Raw genomic sequence first — 16217 nt, forward strand, 5'->3', positions numbered from 1 at the left:
CTCGCAGCGTCTGTCGTTGAAAGAGCATCACCATAATGGTGACGCGCTCCTCGGTACTCAGGTGGTTGTATTGGGTAGACATGGCAACACCTTACATGAGGTGTTGCACTTGCTCCTTGAGACCGCCCAGTATCAGTTTGGGCGCTGTCGCGGCCCAATATGGCGGGGACGCGATTGGGGCGTCGCTCAACAAGTTGGGGCAAAGTGTCATTCAAAAGGCTGCACCTTCGATCATGGGATTTAAAGCGTCGAGTGTCGGGCAACTGATTGGCAAGGTCGGCACGGGGGCGGGCACGGCGATCAGCCTGCCCTTTGATATCTACAGTGCTGTCGATTCGTTTAAAAAAGCCAGTAACAGCAGCGGTACTGAAGCCCAGGATCACTATGTTGACGGTGCGTTTTCGGTGGCCAACGCTGCAACCTCGGTAACGTTGGGCGCCGCATTCATGATGGGGGCGACCTCGGCAGGGCCGATAGGCTTGGCCGTGGCAGGGACGCTCATGATGAGCCAAATGATTTACCACTCTGTTCGTAGCGTGGAAGACCTGGATAAGGTCACGCCGCTGACTGGTGAACAAAAGGCCGTCACCGGGGCGAGGGCGTTCCTGGGCCTGGAGCCCGGATTTGATGTGCTCAAGCCTTACTTGCAAACCCAATACACCAACGAAATCGATGAGCAACGCCAAAGTCGCTATAAAGCGTTCCTGAGCGGTGATGGAAAGCACAACTTTGAACGGGTGGTCTACGGTTCGTCGCAGGTTGAGGTCAAGCAAGTGGACGGCAACGTCCCACTGACACCCAGAGTCTGGTTTTCGCCGGTCACCTGGCTGCTGAATCTGATTCCAATACCCGGCAAGGTTCCGTCGGTGACCGTCCACGATGGCAATGACCAGGTAGGCGTGGATGAAAGCTATGCATCATTGAACGGCAAACCGGTCAAACAGGTTGAAGGCGAGTTGGGTGATGGAAAAGCCACGTTATGGGACCTGGGGGGTGGGGACGATTATGTAAGAGGGGTGGAAAACAAACCCAACGTCTTCCTGCTGGGAGCCGGCAAAAAGGTTGTCAGTGGCGGGCGCGCTGACGATACGGTGGTCATGAATGCCGATGCGCGCCAGACACTGGAGCGGGCGCGTGAGGTCGAGAAGACCGGAGACAAAACTTTCAGTCCCAGACAAATATCCCTGGAGGGTGGAGAGGGACGCAATACCCTGGTTTTTTCTGGAGAGTTAAGTTCGCCACGCGACGACGCTGGGAAGAAAGAAAGTGCCAGCTACGTAGGGCATGTCATTAATCTAAAAGACTCCACCGTCTCGGTAAAAACCGAAAATTCCAATACCTTGGGGGTGAAAAAAATCGCCAGTGTGCAGAACTTTTCCAATGTAACCACTGTGAAGAACGGCGAAAGTTATGTTCAAGGTGACGACCAGAATAATTTACTGACCCTCAATGGCCGCGAGGACATTGCCCGCACAGGCAAGGGGGCTGATGTCGTCGTTATCAATGGTGGGGCCCGGGTGATCGGTGAAGGCGGTAGCAATACTTACATCATCAACAAGGGGTCAGGCAGCGTTCATATTGACGACCCGGAGGGCAGCTCCGTTCAACTGGACTACACCGACGCCGAAATCTCGGACTGGCAGGTGACCTCCTCCGGGGATCTGAAGCTGACCTTGAACGGTGGCTCACCCGAGCAACGCCGATCTGTCGAGTTTAAAGGGGCTTTTTCCAATGACCCGCAAGATCAAGGCAAGTCACGGCCGGTATTCATCACCAGCGACAGGGTAATGCTGAGCGTCATTGACCCGCGCAAGAATGGCTCATCTACGGGTACGCCACAGATCCAGCGGCTCAAGGTTGGGGAGCGCTGACGGGGGTACTGGTCTGTCAGCTTCTCCAGCGATTGGCGCTTGTGCTGTTGCGCACCGCTGAAGCCTGACGACAGGGGTACGCGCAGGCTGTACCCCAACCCCAATACCTGAGCAAAACCATCGGCATTTCTTGATCGCCATCAAGCAGGTTTTACCCCCCGGCTTTCTATCATGGTCCCTGCCAAGCAATGAGGACGCGACCATGTCAGAGACCTTCACCAAGGGCATGGCCAGGAATATCTACTTCGGGGGAAGCGTGTTCTTCTTCCTGATCTTCCTGGCCCTGACCTACCACACCGAACAAACCTTTCCCTCTCGCAGTAATCAGGAGCTACTCACCGAATCCGTAGTGCGCGGCAAGGGCGTCTGGGAGCGCAATAACTGCGTTGGCTGCCACACCTTGCTGGGCGAGGGCGCGTACTTTGCGCCGGAGCTGGGCAATGTGTTCAACCGCCGGGGTGGCGAGGAAGCGTTCAAGCCATTCCTGCACGCCTGGATGAAGATGCAACCTTTGGGCGTGCCTGGCCGGCGCGCGATGCCGCAATTCAACCTCAGCGACCAGGAGGTGGACGATATGGCCGAGTTCCTCAAATGGAGCTCGAAGATCAACACCAACGGCTGGCCGCCAAACAAGGAGGGCTGAGGGATGCGTACCGTCAATCCATATCTGAAATTCCAATCCCAGGCCGTGGCCAAACCCTACTTTGTATTCGCCCTGATCCTGTTCCTGGGCCAGGTGCTGTTCGGTTTGATCATGGGCCTGCAATACGTGGTCGGCGACTTCTTGTTCCCGCTGATCCCCTTCAACGTGGCGCGGATGGTCCACACCAACCTGCTGATCGTCTGGCTGCTGTTCGGGTTTATGGGCGCCGCCTACTACCTGGTGCCGGAGGAGGCCGACCGCGAATTGCACAGCCCCAAGCTGGCGATCCTGTTGTTTTGGGTGTTTGCCGCCGCCGGCGTGTTGACCATCCTCGGCTACTTGCTGGTGCCCTATGCGGCCCTGGCCAAGTTGACCCACAACGAACTGCTGCCGACCATGGGCCGTGAATTCCTCGAGCAGCCGACCATCACCAAGATGGGCATCGTGGTCGTGTGCCTGGGCTTTCTCTACAACATCGGCATGACCCTGCTCAAGGGCCGCAAGACCACGGTGAGCATGGTGATGATGACCGGGCTGATTGGCCTGGCGGTGTTCTTCCTGTTCTCGTTCTACAACCCCGGCAACCTGGCGCGGGACAAATTCTACTGGTGGTGGGTGGTGCATCTTTGGGTCGAAGGCGTGTGGGAGCTGATCATGGGCTCGATGCTCGCCTTTGTGCTGATCAAGGTCACCGGCGTCGACCGTGAGGTCGTGGAAAAATGGTTGTACGTGATCATCGCCATGGCCCTGATCACCGGGATCATCGGCACCGGCCACCACTTCTTCTGGATCGGTGCGCCCGAGGTGTGGTTGTGGGTCGGTTCGATCTTCTCGGCCCTGGAGCCCCTGCCGTTCCTGGCGATGGTGATGTTTGCCTTCACCATGGTCAAACAGCGCCGGCGCCAGCACCCGAACCGGGCGGCCACGTTGTGGGCCAAGGGCACCACGGTCACCGCGTTCTTCGGCGCCGGGGTCTGGGGCTTCCTCCATACTCTGGCACCGGTCAACTTCTATACCCACGGTACCCAACTGACCGCCGCCCACGGCCACCTGGCGTTCTTCGGCGCCTACGCCATGATCGTCATGACCCTGATCAGCTACGCCATGCCCCGCCTGCGCGGTATCGGTGAAGCACCGGATGCACGCTCGCAAACTTTGGAGATCTGGGGCTTCTGGATGATGGTCCTGTCGATGGTGATGATCACCCTGTTCCTCACCGCCGCCGGTGCCGTGCAGGTCTGGTTGCAACGCTGGCAGGTGGACGGTGTGGCGCTGCCGTTCATGGCCACCATGGACCACCTGGCCCTGCTGTTCTGGGCACGACTGGCCAGTGGCGTGGTGTTCCTGCTGGGCCTGCTCTGCTACCTGTGGAGCTTCCGGCAGCGGGGCAAGGGCTTGGACTCTGCCGTGCCCGTGACAGCTTGAGCGGTCAACGTTAATCCCCAAGAGGGCGGCCCGGCAGGTTCTGCGGGCCGTTTTACGTCTGGAGCACTTCACATGGCCTTTACCCTTGAGCTGGAAGAGTGGGTCGGCAGTGTCTGGCACCGCTTTATCACGCGCCGCGCCAGTGCCGACTTCCCCGAGGCGCGGGTCGATCTGGTCGACCGCCAGCGCAGCCTGGCCCTATTGTTCCGCGCCCTGGGCGGCGCCCACGGGATAGCGGTGGAAGCCGCCAGCGAGCGCGACCTGCTGCTGCGGCGCAACCTGTTGATGCGCATCGCCGGCACCTGCCGCCAGGCGCCGCTGGCCTCGTGCGATGGTCATCGCCTGCGCCTGCCGGCCAGCCTGGCGGTGTTTCCCACGGTGGCCCTGAACCTGGAGCTGTACCGCTGGCTGGCGCTGCTGGCCGCGCACGCCGGGCCGATGACCCACTGGGCCCGGGACAACCAGCGCTGGACCTGGCAACTGTTGCAGCGCTACCCGGCCATGCTCCCCAGCTATCAGCGCCTGGTGGAGGCCCACCTGCAATTGCGCCCCGATCCCGCCACCCTCAACCCTGTCGAAGCCGCCGTGGAAAAGGCCTTGCGCCAGGCCCTGCGCGAACCCGGCAGCATCCGCCAGTTACCCCGCAGCGAGCGCGCCGCCTGGCCGTTGCCGCTGTGGCTGTATCCGCCCTTGCACCTGCACAGCCCGCAGGCCGCAGACCAGGACGACGAGGGCGACGACCTGGCCACCCGCCCCGGCGAACAACAGGGCGCGCCCAAGCAGGCCAACCGGGTCGACGACAACAGCCGCGACGGCGGCCTATTGGTAGTGCGCCTGGAAAACCTGTTCAGTTGGACCGAGCATGTCGATCTGGACCGTTGGGCCGATGACTCCGAAGACGAAGAGGCCGCGCGGGTCGCCGAAGACCTCGACCAGTTGAGTTTGTCGCGCCAGCGTGTGCGCAAGAGCGGCGGGCTGAAGCTGCACCTGGATCTGCCCCCGACCGATGTCGACGATATCCCCCTGGGCGACGGCATCAAGCTGCCCGAATGGGACTACCGCCAGCAATGCCTGCAAGCCAACTTCGTCAACCTGCAACTGATGCAACCCCGCCACAGCGCGCCCCAGCCGCTGCCGGCGCGCCTGCGGCCCCAGGCTGCGCGGTTACGTCGCCAGTTCCAGCAACTGCGCACCGACCGCCAATGGCTACGCCAACAACCCCAGGGCGCGGAACTGGACCTGCAGGCCTGGCTGGATTTTCACGTCGAGCGCCAACACAGCGCATGCGCCGAGCGCGGCCTGTTCAAGGAGCAGCGCCGCACCCGGCGTGACTTGGCCTGTTTGCTGCTGGCCGATTTGTCGATGTCCACCGACGCCCATTTGAACGATACGCAAAAGGTCATCGACGTGATCCGCGACAGCCTGCTGCTGTTTGGCGAGAGCCTGGCGGGCCTGGGCGATGCGTTTGCCTTGTATGGTTTTTCGTCCCTGCGTCGCCAGCAGGTGCGCCTGCAACAGCTCAAGTCATTCCAGCAACCCTACGACGACCACACCCGTGGCTGTATCCAGGGCTTGAAACCGGGTTACTACACACGCATGGGCGCGGCCATTCGCCAAGCCACCCAGACCTTGGGCGCCTGCAAGCAACGGCGCAAACTGTTGTTGATTGTGACCGATGGCAAGCCCAACGACCTGGACCTGTACGAGGGCCGCTATGGTGTGGAGGACACCCGCCAGGCGGTGCTAGAAGCGCGGCGCCAGGGCCTGGTGCCGTTCTGCATCACCATCGACAAACAGGCTGCGGACTACCTGCCGTACATGTTCGGCGCCCACGGCTACACCCTGATCCGCCAGCCGGAGCAACTGCCGCTACGCTTGCCGCAGCTGTACCGGCAGTTGACCGACGATCAGTAGAAGTCCCGGGGCAGCCAGAAGAACATCGTGATGCAGAACACGGCCAGCCCCAGGCAGAACCATTGGAAGCGCTTGAGCCGCCGCGCCTCAAGGCTGGCGGTGGAAGCGGGCAGGGGCATGGCGCAGCGTTCGCAGGCGGCGTGCGTCGGCGGGTTGGCATGCTGGCAGTACAGGCAGACCCGCGTTGCGTTCATTCAAATTGCTCCAGGCGCAGGCGGTCGAGAATGGCGATCTGGCGACCGTCCTGGGTGATGATTTTTTCATCGATCAGCCGGCGGATGATCCGCGAGAACGTCTCCGGCTGGATCGACAGGTGCCCGGCGATCAACTGTTTGGCCATGGGCAGCTCGAACGAACTGTCGGCACTGTGCAGGCGCACCTGTTGCGTCAGCAGGTAGCGCACCACGCGGTGGGTGGCGTTTTTCAGGGACAGGGTCTCGATCTCGTTGACCCGCTGGTGCAGGCGCACACACAGCTTGCCCAGCAGGGCGAAGGTCAGGCGGCTGTTGCTATGGAGCAGGCGCATATACGTGGCGTTGGACAGGCGATACAACTGCGTGGGGCCCACCGCCTCGGCGCAGGCCACGTAGTTGGGGGTGTCCATCAGCATCATCGCCTCGGCAAAGGTCTGCCGCTCGCCGATCACTTCAAAGACCTTTTCCTGGCCGTCTGGGGTCAGGCGGTAGATCTTCACCGCGCCGGCAATCACAAAGTAAAAGCCATCGGCCGGCTCGCCCTGGCGGAACAGCGGCTCGCCCTTGTCGACACTCAGCAACTGACTGCTGGCCATCAACTCATCCATCTGCTCTTCGTTGAGCGGCTCGAACAGGTGATGGCTGCGCAGGATCTGATGATGCACGCGGTGCAAAACCCGGGGCGCATCCTTGGAGCAGGCCAGGGACGGGATCATACAAGCCACAACGACAGGCCACTGGCCGCCGCCATCATCGAACCGAGGATCACGAACCAGGCCAGGGGCTGGATAACTTTTTTCATGGTGACTCCGTGGGGGCAGTAATAAGGGATAACCGGGTAGAGCAAGAGCTGGGCCAAGGCGCGGGCCTTGTAAAACCTGGGCTGTAGCGCCTGCTTGGTCAAAACGACCCTGTCTTTAAGGGTTCTTTTAACCCTCTAATGGTTATTTAAACCCTCATAAGCAACGCCAATTCCCTGTGGGAGCTGGCTTGCCTGCGATGGCATCGCTGCGGTTTAACCGCTAGACCGAGGTGCCCGCATCGCAGGCAAGCCAGCTCCCACCGGGGAGTTCGGCCCGGCCCTTGCAACGCTATTTCTGCGACGGCCCCCAGGATATTGCGCCGCCCAGAAGCCCTGCTTGATCTGCGACAAGGGCCGGACGCGGGCAATCCCGGATGATCGGGCCGGCAATGACTTGAGGAGTGGTGGTATGCAAGTGCTGGATCGACGCAAGGCTATGTCGATTACCCCGTTGTTTCGCCTGGCTTTCCGGCCATTTTTCCTCGGTGGCTGCCTGTTGGCGCTGCTGGCGATTCCCCTGTGGCTGCTGGCCCTGGCCGGCGATGCGGGCTGGCAGCCGGCGGGTGGTTGGCTGGCGTGGCATCGCCATGAGCTGCTGTTCGGTTTTGCCCTGGCAATCATCGGCGGGTTCCTGCTGACGGCGGTGCAGACCTGGACCGGCCGCCCCGGCATCAGCGGCATGCCCCTGGCGGTGCTGGCCGGGGTATGGCTGGCCGCACGCCTGGCCTGGCTGTTCAACCTGCCGTGGCCGCTGCTGGCTGTGCTGGAGCTGAGCTTTCCTCTGGCGGTCGCCGGGCTGATGGGCTGGACCCTGTGGAAAGTGCGGCAACAACGCAACTACCCGATTGTGCTGGTCCTGCTGCTGTTGACCCTGGCCGATGGCCTGTCCCTGTATGGCTTGCTGCGCGCAGATGAAGGCTGGCAGCGCCAGGCGGTGTTGAGCGGGTTGTGGCTGGTGGCGGCGATGATGGGGTTGATCGGTGGCCGGGTGATTCCGTTTTTCACCCAGCGTGGCCTGGGGCGCACCGAGGCGGTGAAGCCCTGGCCGTGGCTGGATCACCTGTTGCTGGGCGGCTCGGCAGGGGTGGCGCTGTTGTACGCCAGCGGCCTGGCATTAACCGCCAGCCTGTGGGTGGGCCTGCTGTTTGGCTTGCTGGGGCTCGGTCATCTGCTGCGCCTGGTACGTTGGCACGACCGTGGCTTGTGGCGCGTGCCGCTGCTGTGGTCGCTGCACCTGGCCTATGCCTGGCTGGCCGTGGCCTGCCTGGGCATGGCGCTGTGGCATTTCGGCGCGCCGCTGAACCCGAGCCTGGCGGTGCATGCGCTGACGGTGGGGGCGATGGGCGGGTTGATCCTGGCGATGATCGCCCGGGTCAGCCTGGGCCATACCGGCCGGCCGCTGACGCCACCCAAGGGCATGCCCCTGGCTTTTGCGCTGTTGAACCTGGCCTGCCTGAGCCGGGTGCTGTTGGTGCTGGTCTGGCCGTATGCCGCGCTGTGGCTGGCGGGCCTGTGCTGGACCCTGGGCTTGGGCCTGTATCTATGGCGCTATGCCCCAATGCTGTGGCGCGCGCGGGTTGACGGCCATCCGGGCTAGGAGAACGGCAATGCTCTATTCGTGGTTATTGATTGTGCATCTATTGGCGGCCATCGCCTTTATCGGCACGCTGTTCTTCGAGGTTTTTATCTGGCACCGCGCCCGCGAAGAACTGGCCTGGTCGGCGCAGTTCACCAGCGAGCAAGCCATTGCCCGGCGTTCGCGGCAGGTGCTGCATGGCGTGGTGCTGCTGTTGTATGGCGCGGGCATCGGCCTGGCCTGGCACTACCGCGGCGTGCTGGGCGCGCCCTGGGCCAGTCATTTTTCCGCGCTGTTGAGCCTGAAGATCGTATTGGCGCTGAGCATCATCGGGCATTACCTGTTGCTGGCGTACTGGCTGACGCAAAAGCGCCTGAGCCCGTTGCGGGCAGTGTGGATCCGTCGCAGCATCCTTGGGCATATGGTGCTGATCGTGATCCTGGCCAAGCTGATGCTGCGCTGACCCCCTGTGGAGCGAGCAAGCTCGCTCCTTGGGAGGGTTAGGCTGTTAGCGCACGTACAAACAACACGTCGTTTTCCAGATGAATATGCTCCAGCAAGTCCCCATGAAACACTTCCAGCCCTTGATACAGGGCGCGCCAGGTATTGCACGCGTCGTTGGGCGGCTGGATGCGATTGGTCAGCGCCAGCAACTGCTCCAGGGCCTGATTATGTTGCTCGTGTTCAAAGCGCATGACCTGGATCGGCGGCGCGGCCTGGGGCCCCATGCCCATTTGCAGCATCGGGAACAGCACCTGTTCCTCCTTGAGCATATGGCCCTCCAGCTCCTGCTCGATATCACGCAGCAAGTCGGCCAGGCCGTTGGGGCAGGCCAGGTGATGGCCGTGGACCTGCTCGACGCGGCTGGCCAGGCGGATCAGTTCCGGCAGTTGTTCGCGGTGGCGGGCGTGGTAACGCTGCAGCAAATGCTCGATCAGTTGCGCCTGGGGCAGGCTGTCCGGGGCGATGGCGTTCATCGGGTTTCCTCATCAAGTGAACAGATAAGCCGGTGATTGCATGCCGTGTGCCATTGCCAACTTATTGAAAAATCTAGATTAATTTTTTGTAGTGGTCAGGATCACCCTGATGCTGCACGGTAGAACCGACCATCCAAGGGTAGTAATGACCATGTTGCGTGAAAGTCTGTCGGCCGATCTGATTGTCGAATTGCCCAACGCGGTGCGCCTGCAACGCCTGGTGCAAACCCTGCGCGAATATTTCCATAGCGGCGCCGTGGGCCTGTTGCGTCTGGACGGCGACGACAGCCTGCGCCCGGTGGCCACGGTGGGGCTGGTGCATGAGGCCCTTGGCCGGCGTTTTGTGATTGCCCAGCACCCGCGGCTGGCGGCGATCATGGCCTCCCGCGAGCCGACCTGGTTCGAGCCCGACAGCCGCCTGCCGGACCCGTACGACGGCCTGCTGGACACTCAGGTCGGCGAACCGCTGCCCGTGCATGACTGCATGGGCGTGAGCCTGTTCGTCGAAGGCCGGCCCTGGGGCGCGATTACCCTGGATGCGCTGCATGCCGGGACCTTCGATGCCAATGCCCGCGAGCAACTCAAGCGCTGCACCTTGCAGATCGAAGCCGCGGTGCGGGTCACGCGGCTGGAGCAGGAAAACCGCAGCCTGCGCCTGTCGCGCAGCGAGCCGGTGGCGGGCTCGCCCAGCGTCGAAGACGGCGAAATCCTCGGCCAGAGCCCGGTGCTGCATCAACTGCTCAACGAACTGGATGTACTCGCCGGCTCAGATCTGCCGGTGCTGCTGCTTGGCGAAACCGGGGTGGGCAAGGAGCTGTTCGCCCGCCGCCTGCATCGCCTGTCGCGGCGCAGTAAAAAGCCGCTGGTGCAGGTCAACTGCGCGGCGCTGCCGGAGTCGTTGGCCGAGAGTGAGTTGTTCGGGCATGTCAAAGGCGCGTTTTCCGGCGCCACCAGCGACCGCGCCGGGCGTTTTGATGCGGCCAACGGCGGCACGTTGTTTCTCGATGAAGTGGGCGAGCTGCCGCTGAGTGTGCAGGCCAAACTGCTGCGTACCTTGCAGAACGGTGAGATCCAGCGCCTGGGCGCCGACAAGCCATTGCATGTGGATGTGCGGATCATCGCTGCCACCAACCGCCACCTGCCCGAGAGCATTCGCCAAGGGCTGTTTCGCGCCGACCTGTACCACCGGCTGTCGGTGTACCCGGTGCCGATCCCGGCGCTGCGCGAGCGCGGCCACGATGTGCTGCTGCTGGCCGGGCACTTCCTGGAGCTCAACCGCGCGCGCCTGGGCCTGCGCGGCTTGCGCCTGTCACCGGCGGCGGAGCAGGCCCTGCTTGGTTATGCCTGGCCGGGCAATGTGCGCGAGCTGGAACACGTGATCAGCCGCGCTGCCCTCAAGCAGTTGAGCCGTGGCGGCAATCGCAACCAGATCATGACCCTGGAAGCCGAGCTGCTGGATCTCGACAGCGCCACCTTGGCCCAGGCCCCTGTGCCTGAAGTGCCGGCGCCGGCGTTCCAGAGCTTGAGCGATGCGGTGGATGACTGCCAGCGCCAGAAGGTGCGTCAGGCGTTGAGCCTGTCCGGCGATAACTGGGCCAGCGCTGCGCGCATGCTCGGCCTGGACTCCAGCAACCTGCACAAACTGGCGCGGCGCCTGGGGCTCAAGTAGCCGGGCTGCGACCCCATGCCGCGGCGCGCAGTTGATCGCGATCAAGGTGCGCAGGCCGTCGGCTGATCAGACTGTGGCGAACTGACCGGAGGTTCGCCCCATGCCCCTTTCCCTGGCGCAGATGCGCCGCAACTACACCCTGTACGGTTTGCGCGATGACCTGGTACAGGACGATCCTCTCGTTCTGTTCGGCCAGTGGCTGGAGCAGGCGCGCAAGACCGAAGTGGCGCCGGTGGAGGCCAACAGCATGGCCCTGGCCACGGTCGATGCCCAGGGCCGCGCCCATTGTCGGATCCTCTTGCTCAAGGGCTTTGGCGCCGAGGGCTTTACCTTCTTCGGCCACTACCAGAGTGCCAAGGGCCAGGAGCTGGCGAGCAATCCCAGCGCCGCCATGACCTTTTTCTGGCCGGGCCTGGAACGCCAGGTGCGCATCGAAGGCACGGTCGTGCGCCTGGCGCCGCAGCTGTCCGACGAGTACTTCAATTCACGCCCCCTGGCCAGCCAGGTGGGGGCCTGGGCCTCATTGCAAAGCCAGCCCCTGGCCCATCGCGCCGAGCTGGAAGGGCGCCTGCGCGAGGTCACCCAGCGCTTTGCCGGGCAACCGCCGCCGCGCCCGGCAGAGTGGGGCGGCTATTGCCTGCAACCCGAGCGCGTGGAGTTCTGGCAAGGCCGCCCCGACCGCCTGCACGACCGCCTCGATTACCGGCGGCACGACGGCACCTGGCAGCGCTGCCGCCTGGCGCCCTGAAGCCGCCTAGAGGTACCTCCTCGGAGGAATAGGCCCGCCGGCCTTTGCGGTGCAGGCTGGGGCCATTGCTCATTTATCCCGGGATTTTCACCATGGCACACCTGACTCAACGCAATTTTGTCTCCCTGAATATCGCCGTACTGACTATCAGCGATACGCGCAATTTTGACAGCGACACCTCCGGGCAAACCCTGTGCGAGCGCGTGCAAGCGGCCGGGCACGCATTGATCGACCGGGCCCTGGTGGTGGACGACATTTACCAGATCCGCGCACGCATTTCGCAGTGGATCGCCGACCCCCAGGTGCAGGTGATCCTCACCACCGGCGGTACCGGCTTCACCGCGCGCGACAACACCCCGCAAGCGGTGCTGCCCTTGCTGGACAAACATGTCGAAGGCTTTGGCGAGCTGTTTCGCCAGGTGTCCCTGCAAGAGATCGGCATGTCGACCCTGCAATCGCGGGCCCTGGCCGGCATGAGCAACGGCGTGCTGGTGTGTTGCATGCCCGGTTCGCCCGGCGCCTGCCGCACCGGCTGGGACCAGATCCTCCTGGGGCAACTGGACAGCCGCACCGGGCCGTGCAATTTCGCCCCGCACCTCAAGCCCCAGGCCGTGCAAGCGCTACAGCCCTGTGAGGCACGGCCATGAGCACATCGGTGTGTGAAAGCGGCGAACTGATCCCGGTGGATGAGGCCATCGAACGCCTGTTGGCCCAGGCACCGCCACCCCCATCCACCCAACAGGTGAAAACCGCCCAGGCCCTGGGCCGGGTGTTGGCCAGCGATATCTTTTCCCCGGTCAACCTGCCGGCCTGGGACAACAGCGCCATGGACGGCTACGCGCTGTGCGCCGCCGACCTGCCGGCCGAGGGCGGCTACCTGCGCCTGGCCGGGCGCATCGCCGCTGGCGAGGGCGCAGCCACAGCGTTGAGCAGTGGGCAGACCATGCGCATTTTTACCGGCGCACCCTTGCCGGCCGGGGCTGACACCGTGGTGCCCCAGGAGCGTTGCCGGGTCTACGGCCAACGCATCTGGTGCCCGCCGATGCGCACCGGCGAGCATGTGCGCAAGCAAGGTGAAGAGGTGACCCAGGGCGCTCTGTTACTGCCAGCAGGCAAGCGCCTGCGCGCCCAGGAGCTTGGCCTGCTGGCGGCCGCCGGGCTGGCCCAGGTCAAGGTCTATCGACCGCTGCGGGTGTGCCTGCTGAGCAGTGGTGATGAACTGCGCGAGCCGGGCGATCACCTGGCGCCGGGGCAGATCTACAACAGCAATCGCCATTGCCTGGCCGCGCTGCTGCAAGGCTGGGGCGTGGAGGTGCATGACTATGGGGTGATGGCCGACGAATTGGCCGTCAGCCGCGATGCGTTGACCCTGGCGTCCTCGGAATGCGACTTGCTGCTGACGTCTGGCGGGGTGTCGGTGGGCGAGGAAGATCACCTCAAGCAGGCGATCAAGGAGCTGGGGCGCGTTGATTTCTGGCGCCTGGCAATCCAGCCGGGCAAACCCCTGGCCTTTGGCGATGTCGCCGGCAAACCGTGGATCGGCTTGCCCGGCAACCCTTCGGCGGCGCTGATTACCGCGTTGGTGGTGGTGCGCCCGTTTCTGTTGCGTGCCCAGGGTGTGACTGAGGTCACGTCGGTGCCGATGCTACTGCCGGCCGACTTTGCCTGGACCCAGCGCAACCGTCGTCGCCAATACCTGCGCGCCCGCTTGACTCCGGGCATCGACGGCCAGGCGCGCGTCACCCTGCACCCACGGCAAAGTTCGGCGATGTTGAGCGCCGCCTGCTGGGCCGATGGCCTGGCGATTGTGGAGCGTGAACAGGTGGTGGAGAAGGGCGGCCTGGTGCGGTTCGTGTCTTTTGCCGAACTGATGCAATAACTGCCGGTGGTGACCAATGTGGGAGCGGGCTTGCCCGCGATAGCGGTGTGTCAATCACCATAAATGTCGACTGGTAGGCCGCCATCGCGGGCAAGCCCGCTCCCACACAAGCCTGCTGCTATGCAAGTGCGATAACTTTTCTGATGAGGATCAACCATGCAACTGGTCTGCCCGGCAGGCAATCTGCCTGCGCTTAAAGCCGCCGTGCGCCAAGGTGCCGATGCGGTGTATGTGGGGTTTCGCGATGACACCAACGCCCGGCATTTTGCCGGGCTGAACATGGACGACAAGCAGTTCGACGGCGCCGTCGCCCATATCCGCCAGCACCAGCGCAAGCTGTATGTGGCGGTCAATACCTACCCGCAGCCCAAGGGCTGGGAGCGCTGGCAAAGGGCGGTGGACCGCGCTGCCGACCATGGCGTGGACGCCTTGATCGCAGGTGATCCGGGGGTGCTGCAGTACGCCAGCAGCCGCCATCCGCAAATGGCCTTGCACCTTTCCGTTCAGGGCTCGGCAACCCATGCGGCAGCGTTGCAGTTCTACGCCGAGCGCTACGGTATCCGTCGTGCGGTATTGCCCCGGGTGTTGTCCCTGGCCCAGGTCAAGCATGTGGCCGCCAGCAGCTCGGTGCCGATTGAGGTGTTTGGCTTTGGCAGCCTGTGCATCATGGCCGAGGGCCGTTGCCACCTGTCTTCGTACATTACCGGCGAATCGCCGAACCTGTGCGGCGTGTGCTCGCCAGCCAAGGCGGTGCGCTGGAGCGAAGACGCCGACGGCCTGAGTGCGCGCCTGAGCGAAGTGCTGATCGACCGCTACACCCCGGACGAACCGGCGGGCTACCCGACCCTGTGCAAGGGCCGTTTCATGGTCGATGGCAAGCGCTTCCATGCCCTCGAAGAACCCACCAGCCTCGACACCCTGGACCTGATCCCCGAGTTGATCGCCATGGGCGTCGAAGCGGTAAAAATCGAAGGCCGCCAGCGCAGCCCGGCGTATGTCGAGCAAGTCACCGGGGTCTGGCGCGCCGCGCTGGATGCCCACCGCAGCGCGCCACAGCGTTTTGTGGTCAAGGACCAGTGGCGCAGCGTGCTGGCCGGTCTATCCGAAGGCAGCCAGACCACCCTGGGCGCCTACCATCGTTCGTGGCAATGAGGAACCGCACATGAAACTCAGCCTGGGACCGGTGCTGTTTTATTGGGATAAGCAACAACTGGGGCAGTTCTACAGCGAGATGGCCAGCCTGCCGCTGGATGTGATCTACCTGGGGGAAACCGTGTGCTCCAAGCGCCGCGCGTTCAACCTCGACCAGTGGTTGGGCCTGGGCCGCGAATTGCAGTCGGCGGGTCAGGCGCAAATCGTGCTGTCGAGCCTGACCCTGATCGAGGCCGCGTCGGAGCTGTCGAGCCTGCGCCGCCTGTGTGACAACGGCGAGGTGCTGGTGGAAGCCAATGATATGGGCGCCGTGCAACTGCTTGCCGAGCGCAAGTTGCCCTTTGTCGGCGGCCCGGCCTTGAACCTGTATAACGGCCACGCCCTCGTGCAGTTGCTGGATGCGGGGATGATGCGCTGGGTGCCGCCGGTGGAATGCTCGGCCACGCTGATTGGCGATGTGCTGGAGCAGGTGCAGGAACTGGGCCGGCCGTTGCCGCAAGTGGAAGTCTTCGCCTATGGGCATCTGCCCCTGGCCTATTCGGCCCGCTGCTTTACGGCGCGGGCGCAAAACCGGCCCAAGGATGACTGCCAGTTCTGCTGCCTCAACTACCCCGATGGCATGGCCTTGACCAGTCAGGAGGGGCAGGCACTGTTCACGTTAAATGGCATCCAGACCATGTCGGCGGATGTCACCAACCTGCTGGCCGACTACCCGGGATTGGTCAGTTGCGGCGCTGACTTGTTGCGCCTGAGCCCACGGGCGCAAGGCATGGTGGGCATCGTCGAAGCCTTTGACCGGGTGCGCCAGGGCGCCACGCCGCCGGTGTTTGTCGAAGGCTGCAATGGCTACTGGCATGGCCAGGCCGGGATGTTGCGGGTCGAGGAGGTGGGGCTGTGCTGAATCGCAAGCAATGGCTGCTCAAGGGCGCCGACCGCTTACTGCCGCTGATGCGCAAGGTGCCCTTTGTGGTGCAACGCCTGGCCTTGCAACAGGCGCTGAATCGCTGCCTGGCCGAGCCCTTGCGCGATGGCGGCTTTGAACTGCTGCGCGGGCGCTGGATGTGCCTGCGCATTCCCGACCTGGGCTTGCGCTGGTACCTGACCCTGGGCCGCGAAGGACTACGCATTGCCGAGCGGGCCGAGGCCCAGGTGACCATCAGCGGTAACTGGCGCGAGTTCCTGTTATTGGCCAGCCGCCAGGAAGACCCGGACACCTTGTTCTTCCGTCGGCGGCTGGTGATCGAGGGGGATACGGAGTTGGGGTTGGGCCTGAAGAACCTGATCGACAGCCTCGACCCGGAGGTGTTGCCGCCCTGGTTGTGGCGCAATCTGGAACGGGCCGGCAAAGGCCTGGCGGCCTGAAGATC

At 63.5% G+C, this 16217-nt stretch carries 15 protein-coding genes and 1 pseudogene; 13 read left to right on the forward strand and 3 right to left on the reverse strand.

Annotated features, from left to right (window positions below; genetic code table 11):
* Positions 1-137: 137 nt before the first annotated feature.
* The 4 genes from BLL38_RS00005 (at position 138) to BLL38_RS00020 (ending at position 5853) form a co-directional block, all read left to right on the forward strand.
* On the forward strand, positions 138-1871 hold the full coding sequence (locus BLL38_RS00005) for a hypothetical protein (protein ID WP_076960725.1): 1734 nt from the start codon (positions 138-140) through the stop codon (positions 1869-1871).
* A gap of 202 nt (positions 1872-2073) precedes the next feature.
* A complete protein-coding gene (locus BLL38_RS00010) occupies positions 2074-2514 on the forward strand; it encodes a c-type cytochrome (RefSeq protein ID WP_029294425.1) in 441 nt (146 codons plus the stop codon).
* Between the two features lie 3 nt (positions 2515-2517).
* Positions 2518-3939, forward strand: coding sequence for a cbb3-type cytochrome c oxidase subunit I (locus tag BLL38_RS00015; RefSeq protein ID WP_076960726.1), 1422 nt, complete (start codon positions 2518-2520; stop codon positions 3937-3939).
* A 72-nt stretch (positions 3940-4011) separates the two neighbouring features.
* Positions 4012-5853: a nitric oxide reductase activation protein NorD gene (locus tag BLL38_RS00020; protein ID WP_076960727.1), complete on the forward strand. Its 1842-nt coding sequence runs from the start codon at positions 4012-4014 to the stop codon at positions 5851-5853.
* Here the strand turns inward: BLL38_RS00020 and BLL38_RS00025 are convergent.
* Entirely contained in the window at positions 5847-6047 is a 201-nt protein-coding gene (locus BLL38_RS00025) for a protein DnrP (RefSeq protein WP_076960728.1), read from the reverse strand. The two genes, BLL38_RS00020 and BLL38_RS00025, sit on opposite strands and share 7 nt — an antisense overlap.
* Positions 6044-6763, reverse strand: a complete 720-nt coding sequence (locus tag BLL38_RS00030) for a Crp/Fnr family transcriptional regulator (RefSeq protein WP_076960729.1) — start codon at positions 6761-6763, stop codon at positions 6044-6046. The genes BLL38_RS00025 and BLL38_RS00030 overlap by 4 nt, the downstream gene beginning before the upstream one ends.
* Before the next feature lie 495 nt (positions 6764-7258).
* On the opposite strand from BLL38_RS00030, the gene BLL38_RS00040 reads away from it, so the two are divergent.
* Together BLL38_RS00040 and BLL38_RS00045 are read left to right on the forward strand one after the other, a co-directional pair.
* A complete protein-coding gene (locus BLL38_RS00040; protein ID WP_076960731.1) occupies positions 7259-8446 on the forward strand; it encodes an NnrS family protein in 1188 nt (395 codons plus the stop codon).
* Positions 8447-8456: 10 nt separating this feature from the next.
* The gene (locus BLL38_RS00045) at positions 8457-8888 is read left to right on the forward strand and encodes a hypothetical protein (protein ID WP_076960732.1); all 432 of its coding nucleotides are present in this window, start codon (positions 8457-8459) and stop codon (positions 8886-8888) included.
* Positions 8889-8925: 37 nt separating this feature from the next.
* Here the strand turns inward: BLL38_RS00045 and BLL38_RS00050 are convergent.
* Positions 8926-9375, reverse strand: a pseudogene (locus BLL38_RS00050) (hemerythrin domain-containing protein); the annotation flags it as partial.
* A gap of 178 nt (positions 9376-9553) precedes the next feature.
* Between BLL38_RS00050 and norR the strand changes: the two are divergent.
* The 7 genes from norR to ubiT all read left to right on the forward strand — a co-directional run bounded on the left by norR (position 9554) and on the right by ubiT (position 16212).
* On the forward strand, positions 9554-11071 hold the full coding sequence (norR, locus tag BLL38_RS00055; protein ID WP_076961122.1) for a nitric oxide reductase transcriptional regulator NorR: 1518 nt from the start codon (positions 9554-9556) through the stop codon (positions 11069-11071).
* A gap of 100 nt (positions 11072-11171) precedes the next feature.
* Positions 11172-11819 (forward strand): pyridoxamine 5'-phosphate oxidase, encoded by a 648-nt coding sequence (gene pdxH / locus BLL38_RS00060; RefSeq protein WP_076960734.1) that lies wholly within the window; start codon positions 11172-11174, stop codon positions 11817-11819.
* Between the two features lie 92 nt (positions 11820-11911).
* Entirely contained in the window at positions 11912-12466 is a 555-nt protein-coding gene (moaB, locus tag BLL38_RS00065; RefSeq protein WP_076960735.1) for a molybdenum cofactor biosynthesis protein B, read from the forward strand.
* Positions 12463-13698, forward strand: coding sequence for a molybdopterin molybdotransferase MoeA (locus BLL38_RS00070; RefSeq protein ID WP_076960736.1), 1236 nt, complete (start codon positions 12463-12465; stop codon positions 13696-13698). The genes moaB and BLL38_RS00070 overlap by 4 nt, the downstream gene beginning before the upstream one ends.
* 156 nt (positions 13699-13854) lie before the next feature.
* A complete protein-coding gene (ubiU, locus tag BLL38_RS00075; protein ID WP_076960737.1) occupies positions 13855-14850 on the forward strand; it encodes a ubiquinone anaerobic biosynthesis protein UbiU in 996 nt (331 codons plus the stop codon).
* A 10-nt stretch (positions 14851-14860) separates the two neighbouring features.
* Positions 14861-15751 carry a U32 family peptidase gene (locus BLL38_RS00080; RefSeq protein WP_076960738.1) on the forward strand — a complete coding sequence of 297 codons (891 nt, stop codon included), beginning with the start codon at positions 14861-14863 and terminating at the stop codon, positions 15749-15751.
* Positions 15745-16212, forward strand: a complete 468-nt coding sequence (gene ubiT, locus BLL38_RS00085) for a ubiquinone anaerobic biosynthesis accessory factor UbiT (protein WP_076960739.1) — start codon at positions 15745-15747, stop codon at positions 16210-16212. Before BLL38_RS00080 ends, ubiT begins: the two co-directional genes overlap by 7 nt.
* Positions 16213-16217: the final 5 nt, after the last annotated feature.

Source organism: Pseudomonas gessardii, assembly GCF_001983165.1.
In the GTDB taxonomy this organism is placed as follows: Bacteria; Pseudomonadota; Gammaproteobacteria; order Pseudomonadales; family Pseudomonadaceae; genus Aquipseudomonas; species Aquipseudomonas gessardii.

Bases quoted from the DNA above. Each gene is read 5' to 3' on its own strand.
- BLL38_RS00010 (WP_029294425.1), top strand. From the start codon at position 2,074: ATGTCAGAGACCTTCACCAAGGGCATGGCCAGGAATATCTACTTCGGG.
- BLL38_RS00015 (WP_076960726.1), top strand. From the start codon at position 2,518: ATGCGTACCGTCAATCCATATCTGAAATTCCAATCCCAGGCCGTGGCC.
- BLL38_RS00020 (WP_076960727.1), top strand. From the start codon at position 4,012: ATGGCCTTTACCCTTGAGCTGGAAGAGTGGGTCGGCAGTGTCTGGCAC.
- BLL38_RS00025 (WP_076960728.1), bottom strand. From the start codon at position 6,047: ATGAACGCAACGCGGGTCTGCCTGTACTGCCAGCATGCCAACCCGCCG.
- BLL38_RS00030 (WP_076960729.1), bottom strand. From the start codon at position 6,763: ATGATCCCGTCCCTGGCCTGCTCCAAGGATGCGCCCCGGGTTTTGCAC.
- BLL38_RS00040 (WP_076960731.1), top strand. From the start codon at position 7,259: ATGCAAGTGCTGGATCGACGCAAGGCTATGTCGATTACCCCGTTGTTT.
- BLL38_RS00045 (WP_076960732.1), top strand. From the start codon at position 8,457: ATGCTCTATTCGTGGTTATTGATTGTGCATCTATTGGCGGCCATCGCC.
- norR (WP_076961122.1), top strand. From the start codon at position 9,554: ATGTTGCGTGAAAGTCTGTCGGCCGATCTGATTGTCGAATTGCCCAAC.
- pdxH (WP_076960734.1), top strand. From the start codon at position 11,172: ATGCCCCTTTCCCTGGCGCAGATGCGCCGCAACTACACCCTGTACGGT.
- moaB (WP_076960735.1), top strand. From the start codon at position 11,912: ATGGCACACCTGACTCAACGCAATTTTGTCTCCCTGAATATCGCCGTA.
- BLL38_RS00070 (WP_076960736.1), top strand. From the start codon at position 12,463: ATGAGCACATCGGTGTGTGAAAGCGGCGAACTGATCCCGGTGGATGAG.
- ubiU (WP_076960737.1), top strand. From the start codon at position 13,855: ATGCAACTGGTCTGCCCGGCAGGCAATCTGCCTGCGCTTAAAGCCGCC.
- BLL38_RS00080 (WP_076960738.1), top strand. From the start codon at position 14,861: ATGAAACTCAGCCTGGGACCGGTGCTGTTTTATTGGGATAAGCAACAA.